The sequence below is a fragment of the Mycobacterium paraterrae genome, assembly GCF_022430545.2.
Classification (GTDB): domain Bacteria; phylum Actinomycetota; class Actinomycetes; order Mycobacteriales; family Mycobacteriaceae; genus Mycobacterium; species Mycobacterium paraterrae.
The window spans coordinates 4,369,252-4,381,823 of the sequence record NZ_CP092488.2 but is presented as its reverse complement, the minus strand read 5'-3'; the positions used below and the strand labels follow the sequence as shown (position 1 = coordinate 4,381,823).

The 12,572-nt window shown below is 66.8% G+C and carries 12 protein-coding genes; 6 read left to right on the top strand and 6 right to left on the bottom strand.

The window, feature by feature from the left end; translation table 11 throughout:
- Positions 1-36 precede the first annotated feature (36 nt).
- Positions 37-2,586, top strand: coding sequence for a nitrite reductase large subunit NirB (gene nirB, locus MKK62_RS21220; RefSeq protein WP_434084976.1), 2,550 nt, complete (start codon positions 37-39; stop codon positions 2,584-2,586).
- Between the two features lies 1 nt (position 2,587).
- Positions 2,588-2,995 (top strand): nitrite reductase small subunit NirD, encoded by a 408-nt coding sequence (gene nirD / locus MKK62_RS21215; RefSeq protein WP_240257993.1) that lies wholly within the window; start codon positions 2,588-2,590, stop codon positions 2,993-2,995.
- Here the strand turns inward: nirD and MKK62_RS21210 are convergent.
- The gene (locus tag MKK62_RS21210; RefSeq protein WP_240257994.1) at positions 2,992-3,708 is read right to left on the bottom strand and encodes a sirohydrochlorin chelatase; all 717 of its coding nucleotides are present in this window, start codon (positions 3,706-3,708) and stop codon (positions 2,992-2,994) included. The two genes, nirD and MKK62_RS21210, sit on opposite strands and share 4 nt — an antisense overlap.
- Complete coding sequence (locus MKK62_RS21205; RefSeq protein WP_240257995.1) at positions 3,705-4,883, bottom strand: uroporphyrinogen-III synthase; 1,179 nt, start codon at positions 4,881-4,883, stop codon at positions 3,705-3,707. Before MKK62_RS21205 ends, MKK62_RS21210 begins: the two co-directional genes overlap by 4 nt.
- Before the next feature lie 315 nt (positions 4,884-5,198).
- On the opposite strand from MKK62_RS21205, the gene MKK62_RS21200 reads away from it, so the two are divergent.
- Complete coding sequence (locus tag MKK62_RS21200) at positions 5,199-5,624, top strand: group I truncated hemoglobin (RefSeq protein WP_240257996.1); 426 nt, start codon at positions 5,199-5,201, stop codon at positions 5,622-5,624.
- A 25-nt stretch (positions 5,625-5,649) separates the two neighbouring features.
- Positions 5,650-6,408, top strand: a complete 759-nt coding sequence (locus MKK62_RS21195; RefSeq protein WP_240257997.1) for a class I SAM-dependent methyltransferase — start codon at positions 5,650-5,652, stop codon at positions 6,406-6,408.
- An 11-nt stretch (positions 6,409-6,419) separates the two neighbouring features.
- Here MKK62_RS21195 and MKK62_RS21190 read toward each other — a convergent pair whose 3' ends face one another.
- Entirely contained in the window at positions 6,420-7,490 is a 1,071-nt protein-coding gene (locus MKK62_RS21190; protein WP_240257998.1) for an NAD(P)-dependent alcohol dehydrogenase, read from the bottom strand.
- Between the two features lie 185 nt (positions 7,491-7,675).
- On the opposite strand from MKK62_RS21190, the gene MKK62_RS21185 reads away from it, so the two are divergent.
- The gene (locus tag MKK62_RS21185; protein ID WP_240264014.1) at positions 7,676-8,554 is read left to right on the top strand and encodes an AraC family transcriptional regulator; all 879 of its coding nucleotides are present in this window, start codon (positions 7,676-7,678) and stop codon (positions 8,552-8,554) included.
- Between the two features lie 24 nt (positions 8,555-8,578).
- On the opposite strand, the gene MKK62_RS21180 is transcribed toward MKK62_RS21185, so the two are convergent.
- Positions 8,579-9,505, bottom strand: a complete 927-nt coding sequence (locus tag MKK62_RS21180) for an RluA family pseudouridine synthase (RefSeq protein ID WP_240257999.1) — start codon at positions 9,503-9,505, stop codon at positions 8,579-8,581.
- Positions 9,502-10,158: a signal peptidase II gene (gene lspA, locus MKK62_RS21175; RefSeq protein WP_240258000.1), complete on the bottom strand. Its 657-nt coding sequence runs from the start codon at positions 10,156-10,158 to the stop codon at positions 9,502-9,504. Before lspA ends, MKK62_RS21180 begins: the two co-directional genes overlap by 4 nt.
- Positions 10,159-10,239: 81 nt before the next feature.
- On the opposite strand from lspA, the gene MKK62_RS21170 reads away from it, so the two are divergent.
- A complete protein-coding gene (locus MKK62_RS21170) occupies positions 10,240-11,154 on the top strand; it encodes an asparaginase (RefSeq protein ID WP_240258001.1) in 915 nt (304 codons plus the stop codon).
- On the opposite strand, the gene MKK62_RS21165 is transcribed toward MKK62_RS21170, so the two are convergent.
- Complete coding sequence (locus MKK62_RS21165; protein ID WP_491562394.1) at positions 11,119-12,525, bottom strand: DNA polymerase IV; 1,407 nt, start codon at positions 12,523-12,525, stop codon at positions 11,119-11,121. The two genes, MKK62_RS21170 and MKK62_RS21165, sit on opposite strands and share 36 nt — an antisense overlap.
- Between the last annotated feature and the right edge of the window lie 47 nt (positions 12,526-12,572).

Here is a 12,572-nt window from a genome sequence, read left to right as displayed (position 1 = left end):
GCCCGCAATACGCGGCTTCTAGCGTCGGTTCTACCAATGCGTGAGAGGAGCGCCGGAGTGGGTCAACGCACCGTGGCGGTTATCGGGCACGGGATGGTCGGCCACCGCTTCGTCGAGGCCCTGCGGACCCGCGACACCGACGGCGCCTGGCGCGTCGTGGTGTTCGGCGAGGAGGCCGACGCGGCGTACGACCGGGTAGGCCTCTCGACCTACGTCGGCGCCTGGGACCGCTCACTGCTCGCGCTCGCCGGAAACGACTACGCCGGTGATCCGCTCGTCGAGCTTCGGTTGGGCAGCCCGGTCACCGCCATCGACCGGACCGCCCGGCGCGTGATCGTCGCGGACGGCTCTGAGCTGGCCTACGACGCAGTGGTGCTGGCCACCGGGTCTTACCCGTTCGTCCCCCCGGTGCCGGGAAAGGACTCCCCCGGCTGTCACGTGTACCGCACGTTGGACGACCTCGACGCGATCCGCGTCGGCGCGGAGGCCGCGCTGGCCCGTGACCCCGGGGCGGTCGGCATCGTAGTCGGCGGTGGGCTGCTGGGCCTCGAAGCGGCCAACGCCCTGCGGCTACTCGGAATGCGGCCACACGTCGTCGAATTCGCGCCCCGGCTGATGCCGCTGCAAGTCGACCAGGCCGGCGGTGAGCATCTGCTCCGTTCTGTGCGCGAACTCGGCATCGGCGTCACCGTCGGTGCGGGCACATCGGCCATCGAGCCGATTGACGACGGGGCCAACCGGTTGCGGGTGACGCTGAGCAACGACGAAGTGATCGACGCCGCGCTGCTGGTGTTCTCGGCCGGAGTGCGCCCTCGCGACGAACTCGCGAGGGCGGCCGGCCTCGACATCGGCGAGCGCGGCGGTGTGACCTGCGACTTAGCCTGCGTGACAAGCGATCCCGCAATCTACGCGATCGGTGAGGTGGCCGCGGTCGAGGGCCGCTGTTATGGCCTGGTCGGGCCGGGCTACGCGAGCGCGGAGGTCGTGGCCGACCGACTGCTCGATGGCGACGCCCGATTCCCGGGTGCCGACCTGTCCACGAAGCTCAAGCTGCTCGGCGTCGACGTCGCGAGCTTCGGCGACGCCCTGGCCACCACGCCCGGTGCCCTGGAAGTCGTGGTGTCCGATCCGATCGGCGGCAGCTACGCCAAGCTCGTGCTGTCCGATGACGCCCAAACCCTGCTTGGCGGCGTCCTGGTCGGCGACGCCTCGAATTACGGTGTGCTGCGCCCCTTGGTCGGCTCGCAACTTCCCGGCGACCCCGTCGCGCTCATCGCACCGGCGGGCAACGGCGGATCCGCGATCGGTGTCGGTGCGCTTCCGGACGACGCGCAGATCTGCTCATGCAACAACGTCACCAAGGCGGGCCTGTGCTCGGCCATCGCCGACGGCGCCTGCACGGTGGCCGACCTCAAGGCCTGCACCACCGCGGGCACGTCATGCGGATCGTGTGTGCCGCTGCTCTCGCAGCTGCTGGCCGCCGAGGGCGTTGAGGTCTCGAAAGCGTTGTGCGAACACTTCTCTCAGTCCCGCACGGAATTATTCGAGATCGTTCAAGCCAGCGGCCTGCGCAGTTTCTCCGGCCTCATCGAGCGGTACGGCGTCGGAACCGGCTGCGACATCTGCAAACCGGCGATCGCGTCGATCCTCGCCTCGACCAGCTCGGAGCACATCCTTGACGGCGAACAGGCGTCACTGCAGGACACCAACGACCACTTCTTGGCCAACCTGCAACGCAACGGCACCTACTCGGTGGTGCCGAGGGTTCCCGGCGGCGACATCACCCCCGAGCAGTTGATCCTGATCGGGGAGATTGCGCGCGACTTCGGCCTCTACACGAAAATCACTGGCGGTCAACGCATCGACATGTTCGGCGCCACCGTCGACCAGCTCCCCCAGATCTGGTTGCGACTCGTCGAGGGCGGCATGGAATCGGGGCACGCCTACGGCAAGTCGCTGCGCACCGTCAAGAGTTGCGTCGGCACCGACTGGTGCCGTTACGGACAGCAGGACTCCGTCCAGATGGCCATCGACCTGGAGTTGCGGTATCGCGGTCTGCGCGCGCCGCACAAGATCAAGATGGGTGTGTCCGGTTGCGCACGCGAATGCGCCGAGGCGCGCGGCAAAGACGTCGGCGTGATCGCCACCGAATCCGGTTGGAACCTTTACGTCGGCGGCAACGGCGGCATGACACCCAAACATGCGCAGCTGCTGGCCTCCGACCTTGATGACGAGACGCTGGTGCGCTACATCGACCGCTTCCTGATGTACTACATCCGCACCGCGAACCGGTTGCAGCGCACCGCGCCGTGGCTCGAGGAGCTAGACGGTGGGCTTGAGCACCTGCACGAGGTGATCATCGAAGACTCCCTCGGTCTGGCAGCCGATTTCGAGGCCGCAATGGACCGCCATGTGGACGGCTACGTGTGTGAATGGAAAGCCGTCCTCGACGACCCCGACAAGCTGTCCCGGTTCGTATCCTTCGTCAACGCACCCGGCGCACCCGATCCCACCGTCGAATTCACCGAGAAGAACGGGCGTAAGGTTCCCGTCCTGATCGGCACCCCTACCGTGAGGAACCGCTGATATGGCTCGGACGTCCTTCGATCTCAGTCGCTGGCAGGAGAACTGGACCGCCGCCTGTCCGGTAGCGCGGCTGCAACCGATGCGCGGTGTCGCGGTGCTGCTGCCCGATGACGCCCAGGTCGCGTTGTTCTTGCTGGCCGACAACAGCATTCGAGCGGTCGGCAACATCGATCCAATCGGCCGGGCCGCGGTACTGTCCCGAGGGATCGTCGGCGACCGCGGCGGGTTCCCGGTTGTCCAATCACCGCTCAAGAAGCAGGCTTTCAGCCTGATCGACGGCCGCTGCCTGGACGTCGAAGGCGTGTCCGTCCCTGTCTACGCGACCAGAGTCGGTGTGGACGGCACGGTATGGGTGGCCAACTCGCCCGACATCCGGTTCGGCTACCGGCGAATCGGTATCTCGGCCTAGCTCGTCACACCCACCAGCGCCGGCGCGGTCAGCACCGCTTCCCGTCGCCGCCGGCATACCAGCCGGATCACCGCGGCATGCAAACCCAGCGGTGCGGCCACCACGTCAGCGCCCGCGTCGTAGAGACGGCTGTGAAAAAGCCCGTCCGCCAACAGGTATGACGACAACGCGATCCGTCGAGCGCCCGATTGCCGGGCTCTGGCCACCACCTCGGACACCGACGGATAGCCTGACCCGTCACGGGTGGGCGCAGCGAAGGCGATGGACACCCGGGAACCGACCAGCGCCGACAGCGCGGCCGCGGTATAGCGCAACTCCCCGTGACCCCGTAGGTCGCGGGTGCCTGCGGCCACCAGCACCACGTGGTCGTCACGCTGCCAGCCGGCGCCGACGAGTCTGCACAGCAGCGCGCGAGCCAGCTCCGGTGACGGCCCGAGCGGGGATGTGACGGTGACGCGCTCATGTCCGGACTCGGCAACGTAGCGTGGGACATCGACACGCACATGCATTCCGCTGGAAAGGAACGCCGGCACGACAACCGTCGGCTCGTCGCGCATGGTGCTCAACACCTCGGCCGGGGTCGGGCCGAGCACGTCGACGAAACCCACCCGCACCGGCTCGTCCAAGACATCGGCTACCGCCGCCGCAAGATCACCGATCATCCTGACGCCCAGAGGATTTCGAGTACCGTGGGCCACCAACAGGGTCGTCATCGCACGGATTCCGCCTCGTCGGGCATGAAATCCACCGCGAGCCGATAGCCGCGCTTGACCGCGGTAGCGATCAACTCTTTGACGCCGATCGCCGACCGTAGTCTCGCGACCGCGGCCTCCACCACGTGTGGGTCGTCACCACCGAGCGCCTCGAGCATCACATCGCGCGATACCACCGCGCCCGGAGCGGCCGCCAGCATCTTCAGCAGGACCAGCGAATTGGGCGACAAGTCCCGCACGACACCGTCGACGACGGCGCAGCTCGCCCGCACACCCAGGGTGTGCCCGGCCACCACCAAATCGGGTTTCTGACGCGGCAATTCGTCGGCGACCGCCCGGGCCAACGCACCCAGACGCATCCGGTCGGGCTGCACCGACGGCACACCGGCGTTGCACAACGGTCGCGCGGTCACCGGGCCCACACAGAAGGGGGTAACCGTTGCCTTCATTGCCCGCCGCACGGCCTCGGTGAGCCGCAGATCGTCGGCGCGCATCAGGAACGAGGCCACGGCGGGCGCGGAGGTGAAGGTGATCGCGTCGACGCCGCCGAGAGCGACCTTCTCGATCAGAGCGTCCAGCGGACCGAGTTGTTCTGGCGGCTCCCACCGATACACCGGCACCGCCACCACGGTGGCGCCGCGTTCGACGAGGGTGTCGATGAATCCGGGCACCGGGTCCCACTCGTCGGTGGCGCCGTGCAGTTGCACCGCGACACGCTTGCCGTCGAGGTCGTCGACGGTCAGATGGGCGAGCACCTCTTCGGAAGACTCGGAGACCGGTGACCATTCCTCGCGCAGCCCGGCCGCTCGCAGCGCACCGGTGGCTTTCGGTCCACGCGAGATCACTCTGGCTTTGCCGAGCGCTGCCAGCAACTCTTCGGCGAATCCCCAGCCTTCCGCCGCCTCGACCCAGCCGCGAAAACCGATTCCGGTGGTCGCGATCAGGACGTCCGGCGGCGCATCGATCACGTCGTGGGTGGCGGCACGCAGTCGGACGTCGTCGGCGAGCGGGACCATGCTGATCGCCGCGGCGGCCACCACCTCGGCACCGCGACGGCGCAGCATCGCGGTGAATTCGTCCACCCGCCGCGACGCGGTGATCGCCACGGTGAAGCCGGTCAGCGATGCAGCCTCCGACTCGGCAGCGCCGCCGCCTACGTCCGATTGCTCAGCCAATGTTCCCGCCCGTTCCACTGTGTTACTCGACGAACATATGAGGGCGATGTTGCTGCCTCGATGCCCGCCATGTCGCCGCGATGAATTCGCCCTCACGTCTTGGCAGGCGGCACTGTGAGCCGGGAGAAGTGCCAGGTGAGCTAGGTCTTTGCGTGCATACCAGCGTCGCTGAACGGATGCCGAGTTGCAAATCCGCACCATGTTCGATTGCTCACCGTCCGCGCCGGGTCGTTGTGAACTCGCGTTTACCACCAGGCACCGCGGCGTGACAGCGACTCAATGGTTGGGCAACGATGCCATGACAACGTCTCGGGCATGGGAATGCTTTCGGTTTTCCGTCGGCGCACAACACCCGCGTCGGCCGACCCGCGCACCATCTACGACCGGATCGGTGGGTACGAGGCGATCGAGGTCGTGGTCGACGACTTCTACGCCCGAGTCCTGGGCGACGACCAGTTGTCGGGCTTCTTCACCGGGTCGAACATGAACAGGCTCAAGGGCAAGCAGGTCGAGTTCTTCGCCGCCGCGCTGGGTGGCCCCGACCCGTATACCGGTGCGCCGATGAAGCAGGTCCACCAGGGCCGTGGGATCAAGATGTCCCACTTCGCCTTGGTGGCAGGGCATTTGACGGACGCGTTGCTCGCCGCAGGAGTGCCTCCCACGACCGTCGACGAGATCATCAGGGCAATCTCCCCACTCGCCGCAGATATCGCATCGGACCACGCGACCGCCGGTATTTGAGAGGTCCGGCTGCGACAATGCCCCCATGGGCCAGACGTTTGACGAGTTGGTTTCCGAAGCCGCCGCAGCACCGGTCGATGGCTGGGACTTCTCGTGGCTCGACGGTCGCGCCACCGAAGAGCGCCCGTCGTGGGGTTACCAGCGACTGATGAGCCGGCGATTGGCCGGCGTGACAGCCGCGTTGGACATCGATACCGGCGGCGGCGAGGTGCTGGCCGGAGCGGAGGTCTTCCCGCCGACGATGGTCGCCACCGAGTCGTGGCCGCCGAACTTGGCGTTGGCCACGGCGCGGCTGCATCCGCGCGGGGTGGTAGTGGTGGCCACCCGGGACGAGCCGTGGTTGCCGTTTGCCGACGAGGCTTTCGACCTTGTGACCAGTCGGCACGCGACGGTAGTGCGCTGGGCGGAGATTGCGCGGGTGCTGCGCCCCGGGGGCGAATATCTGGCCCAACAGATCGGACCCGCGACGATGCGCGAATTGTTCGAATTCTTCCTGGGTCCGCAACCCGCTAAATGGGCTGAATTAGAACCGGATACGCAGACGTCGCAGGCGCAAGCCGCGGGCCTCGAGGTCCTGCAAATGCGGCTCGAACGGATGCGTGCCGAGTTCTTCGACGTCGGCGCGGTGATCTACTTCTTGCGCAAGGTGATCTGGACGGTCCCCGACTTCACCGTCGAGCGCTACCGCGAACGGCTGCGGGACATGCATGAGCGCATCGAAGCCGACGGGGCATTCGTCGCGCACTCGACGCGACTGCTCGTCGAAGCCCGCAAGCCGAACTGACGTGCTGCCGTTCAGTCCAAGAGGACCACTGCCCTTCCGACGACCTCGCCCTCGCCCAAGGCTTGCAGGGTGTCGTTGATGTTTTCCAGCTTGACCGTCGTCACGTGGTGTTTGATGAGTCCCTGACCGGCGAGCGTCAGCACCTCGCGCAGGTCGTTGTAATTGCCCCAGAACGAGCCGAAGTACGACTTCTCGCCGCTGACGAACGGAAATAGCGGCAGCTCCACGCGCTGACCCATGAGACCGACCTGACCCAGTACGCCCTCGGTGTCGAGCAGCGCGGCGGCCAGCCCGAGCGACTCCGGTGAGCCGGCGCAGTCGAGTACGGCGTCCACCGCGGGCCGCCCGGTCAACTCTTCGAGTTCGCTTCGGACCTCCGCCGCGGACTTGTCTCGGACGTTGACGGTGTAATGGGCACCATGTTCGGTTGCTAACCGGAGTTTGTCGTCGCTGCGGGCGAAGCCGACGACGGTGGCACCGCCGCCGAGAAGCCGGGCGTACTGAACGGCGTAAGAGCCCAGTCCCCCGATGCCATTGATCACGACGGTGCGGCCCGCACCAAGCCTGCCGGTGTCCCGCAACTTCTTGATCCCGCGGTACGGAGTGAGCCCCGCGTCGGTCAGCGGCGCAAGATACTCCGGGCGCACATCGGGCTGATCCTTGATCGGGATGACGTGCTGATAGGGAGCCACCATGTATTCGGCGAAGCCGCCGTTGGGCCCGAACCCGACTAGTTGACCGTTGGCACACAGCTGTTGGTTTCCTTCGTGACACATCCGGCACGTACCGTCGCCCCAATTCGGATCGATCACGACGAGATCACCTTCAGAGATCTGGGCGGTTTCTGGTAAACCATCGCCGATGTCGGCGACGGTACCCGCCACTTCGTGACCGGGGATGAAGGGGAATTCGACCGGCAGACCGTCCTTGAAATATCCGTCGACGAGCTGATAGTCGCTGCGGCACATGCCCGTTGCGGCGACCTTGACGAGCACTTCGCCGCGTCCGGTCTCGGGCACCGGGACGTCCTCTATCTCGAGCGGCTGGTTGTATCCGTGCATGCGCGCTGCCCGCATCGTCATGGGCTTCTCCTCTGTTCGAGCACGAGGTGCAGGTGCAGGCCGTCTCGTGCGAATGCCACAGGGACAGCGAACCAGAGTGTCGAGATCCGCGGTATGAGAATCCTGCTCGATAATCGCGTAGAACTGCAGCCGACGGTCGGGTGGAGTCCGATAGTTTCGCCCCAGGAGGTGCAGACGTGCCAGCTATGTCGAGCGAACTGGTGGCGCGGATGACAGCGTTTGCACCGAGACTCGGTCCCAACACCGGACGTTGGCCAGGGCTGACCACGTACCGATTCGACCAACCCACCAAACCCGAGTGGGAAGACGTCAGCGGGCTTTCCATCGGGATCGTGGCTCAAGGTCGAAAAGCCGTGCTCGAGAAGGGCCGTCGCCACATCTACGATCAGTCGCACTATCTGATCATCAACGGCGAATTGCGGTTCGAGAGCGAAATACTCGACGCCTCGCCGACCCGTCCCTGTCTGTGCCTAGTTCTGGAGGTAGCGCCAGCCACCGTCCGTGACATCTCACGGAAGATGCCGGAGCGACACGGAATCGAGGCGGCGTGGATACGCGGAGTTGCTGAACGCTGTGTCGTTTCCAGCCTCGACGACGAGGTGATCGGCTCCACGCTGCGCTTCCTGGGCTCCTTGACCGACTCGGTGGATCGCGAAGTGTTGGCTCCCTTGTATGTTCGCGAGCTGATTTACCGGGTCCTGCAACGCGAGCAATTCGCCCGCATGCTGCTTTTCGCGAACCGCCAATCCGCGGGTAACCCCGTGGGTGCGGCGCTGTCTTACATCAACGCGCATTGGGCCGAGCCGATCACTGTAGCGGCGCTGGCGGCGCAGGTAGGACTCAGCTCGTCGGCCTTCAGTCGCGCTTTTCGTGACGTGACGGGTTCGTCGCCGTATCAATACGTCAAGGAAGTCCGGCTGAATCGGGCCCGCGAACTCGTCATCGACGGGCGACTCGCCGTCACTGACATCGCCGGACGGGTGGGCTATTCGAGCGCATCGCATTTCATCAAGGAGTTCCGAGGTCGATTCGGCACCACTCCGCGCGAATACGTCGGCGCATGACGGCAGCACCAACAGTGAGTCGGCTCAGTGCTCGGCCCGGAGCACGTCGAGTGCGTGCTGGAGATCAGCCGGGTACGGGCTGACGAATTCGACCTGGCGTCCGTCGCCCGGATGGATGAACGACAACGACCGAGCATGCAGCCATTGCCGTTCCAACCCAAGCTTTTCCGCCAGCTTTGGATTGGCGCCATAGGTCAGGTCGCCGCAGCACGGGTGGTGCAGCGCCGCGAAGTGCACCCGAATCTGGTGAGTCCTGCCAGTTTCAAGGTGAACATCGAGCAGACTTGCGGCCACGAACGCCTCGACGGTGTCGTAGTGGGTAACGCTGTGCCGACCGTCGGAGGTGACCGCGAATTTCCAATCGTGGCCACGGTGACGCCCGATCGGCGCATCGATGGTTCCGCTGGACGGATCCGGATGTCCTTGCACCAGAGCGTGATAGCGCTTGTCAACCGTGCGCTGCTTGAACGCCCGCTTGAGAAGCGTGTAGGCCCGCTCGGAAATCGCAACCACCATGACCCCGGAGGTGCCTACGTCGAGGCGATGCACGATGCCCTGCCGCTCGTGCACGCCCGAGGTGGTGATGCGGTAACCGGCCGCGGCCAGCCCGCCGAGCACCGTGGGACCGGTCCAGCCGACCGATGCGTGCGCGGCGACACCCGCCGGCTTGTCGACCACGACGATGTCGTCGTCTGAATACAGGATCGTCATGCCCTCGATGTCGACCGGCGTGTTCTCAATCGGCGCCGGCGGGTCGGGAATGCGGACTTGCAGCCAGGCTCCCGCGGTCAGCCGATCTGATTTGCCGGCGGCCTGCCCATCCAATTCGACGCCGCCCTCTTCGGCCAACGTGGCGGCGACGGTGCGTGACACCCCGAGCAGCCGCGCCACCCCGGCGTCGACCCGCATGCCCGCGAGGCCTTCCGGCACCGGCATCGAGCGATCAGTCATTGAGGCCCGTCGACGCCTTTAGACGGCTCCTCGGCCGCGTCCTCACCGGCTGGACTGCTACGCCGCTGCTCGGCATCCTCGTCGGTCGGTTCGCGGCGGCCGACGGTGTCGAAATCGAACCCGAGCGCCGACAGGGTGACCAGCAAGATCGCCCCACCTACCACCGACGGGTCGGCGACGTTGAATACCGGCCACCAGCCGATCGACAGGAAGTCGACCACGTGCCCACGCAGGGGCCCTGGGGACCGGAAGAACCGGTCGACCAGGTTTCCCATCGCGCCGCCCAGGATCATCCCGAGGCCGATCGCCCACCAGGTCGATACCAACCGGCGTCCCATCCAGATGATTCCGACCACGACCGCACTGGCGATCAGCGTCAGCATCCACGTGTAGCCGGTAGCCATCGAGAACGCGGCGCCGGAGTTGCGCACCAGCGTCCAGGTCACCGTGTCGCCGATAATCGGTACCGGCTGCCCGGGTGTCAACAGCTTGACTGCCAGCACTTTTGTGACGATGTCCAGTGCCAGCACCACCGCTGCCACCGACAGCAACAGCGGCTGCCGGCGCCGCGGAACGGCGTCGGCGTCCGGGGCCGATGCGGCCGGAGACACCGGGGTCGCCGGATCCGCCGATCCCGTTGGTTGGTCAGTCACGCCCCCATCATCCACTAGTGCCGCTAGCGGCCACGACCCGCCGCGCGGGTGATCAGTGCGGCATGCGGGATGATCTGAAGGATGAGCCGCGTGACCGTCATCGCCACCGGCGGGACCATTGCCAGCAGCGCCGCCGACGGGGTCCAGCGGCCGACCCGCGGCGGCGCCGACCTTGCCGCCGGCCTCGACGTGGACGTCGTCGACGTGATGGCGAAGGACAGCTCGCAACTGGGCCCGGCCGACTGGGACGCGATTCGCGCGGCGGCGGGGTCGGCGGCCGACGATGGCGCACTCGGCGTGGTCGTGACGCACGGCACTGACACCCTCGAGGAGACGGCGTTGTGGCTAGACCTCACTTATGGCGGTGCTGCCCCATTGGTGATCACGGGCGCGATGCGCGGCGCCGATGCACCTGACGCAGACGGCCCCGCGAATCTGCGCGACGCGGTGACCCTGGCCGCGGCACCTGCCGCCCGTGACCTCGGTGTGCTGGTCTGTTTCGCCGGCCAGGTTTTGAGGCCCGCAGGTCTGCACAAGGTCGCCGGCGGAATCTGCTTCGCGGGCACGATCCTCGGCAGCGTCCACGGTGGGTTTTCTCTGTCGCACAGTAAGATTCGTCGATTCATCGGTGACCTGTCCGCGGCGGGCGCCCCTCGGGTCGACATCGTCGCGACCCATGCCGGCAGTGACGCTGTCGCCGTCGACGCGTTCGTGGCTGCGGGGGCTCGGGGCATCGTGTTGGAGGCTTTGGGTTCGGGAAACGTTCCCGAGGCGGTCATCGATGGGGTGCGCCGGCACTGCGGCGCAGGAATTACGGTCGCGGTGTCGACCCGGGTTGTCGGCGGCAGAGTCAGCCCGGGCTACGGGCCAGGCCGCGACCTGGTCGAGGCCGGCGCGGTGATGGTGTCTCTGCCGCCGAGCCAGGCCAGGGTGCTGACCATGGCCGCCCTGGCAGCGGAGCTACCCCTGCGCGACGTCGTCGACCGGGTGCTCTGAGGTCGCCGCTTCGGCGATGGCCTCGAGGTACTCCGGCCAGTCGAGGCTGTCGAGGGGATTCGCCCGCACGATGTCGTCGGTGTCGGAGGCGAATGTCCGCGCCGGCCCCGGGCCCGTGGCGCGGCTTTCGAAGCGCACAGTGACGACACCGTGGCCGGCACCCTGCACCCAGCCGTGGCCGAACTCGCGGTGGACAACGTCGTCACCGATCCGCCACCCGGTGGTGTCGGGTGCTGCGGGCGCGACCGCGTCCCGTTCGGTCGGCGCGCTGTCGTCGCCGGGTCCGGTGTCTGTCATGGTCAGCTCCAGATCCGGGAACAGCGAGTCCTGGCGAACACTGGTCAGACCCGAAAAGCCAACGCCGAGAAGGCGGATCGGGCCGATCTGACGAGGGTCGAGCAACAGCCTGCGGGCGGTCGCCGACAGCGCTGCGGCGTCGGTGGTGGCGTACGGCAGCGTCGCGGAGCGAGTCAACGTGCTCATGTCCGACTTCTTCAACTTGACTGTGACGGTCCGCGCGCCGCGGCCGTCGCGGCACAGCCGTTGATGGGCGTGCTCGGCGATCGGGGCGATCGCGTCGAACAACTCCTCGAGTGTGGTCAGGTCGACCGCAAAGGTGGACTCGGCGCTGATCTGTTTGGCCACTGCCCGTTCAGCGACCGGGCGGTCGTCGATACCGCGGGCCAGCCGATGTAGGGCCGGTCCGATCGTTGCGCCGAGGATATTGGCCACCTCGGCGTCACTCAACGCGGCGAGTTGACCGATCGTCTCGATGCCCAGCCGGTGCAGCTTCTCCTCGGCGACAGGCCCTATCCCCCACAGCTTGCGCACCGCGAGGCCGTCGAGCAGCCTGCGCTCGTCGGCCCTGCGAACCACTTCGATGCCATCCGGCTTGGCCAGGCCGGAGGCGATCTTGGCGATCTGCTTACCCGAGCCGGCACCCACCGAGGCGATCAACCCGGTTTCCTCGCGTACCCGCCGCCGCAACTGCGCGCAGAATTCCTCGACCTCAGCGGCGGTCGCGCCGGCCAACTCGGCAGGCTCGCCGAACGCTTCGTCGAACGACAACTGTTCCAGCACCGGCACCATGCCGCGAACGGTGTGAAACACCCGGCGGCTGGCCACGCTGTATACGGCACCGCGCGGCGGCAGCACGACAGCCGTCACACCGATCAGCCGACGCGCCTGATGCATCGGCATCGCCGATCGCGCGCCGAACACTCGTGACTCGTAGCTGGCACCGGCCACCACACCCCGTCCACCCAATCCGCCGACCAGCACCGGCCGGCCTTGCAGGGTCGGACGGGTGAGTTGCTCGACCGACGCGAAGAACGCGTCCATGTCGAGATGCAGCACCCAGCGCGAATCCACGCTCACCAGCCTCCCAGACTGCCGCCAAAGTGCCACTGCCGACACGT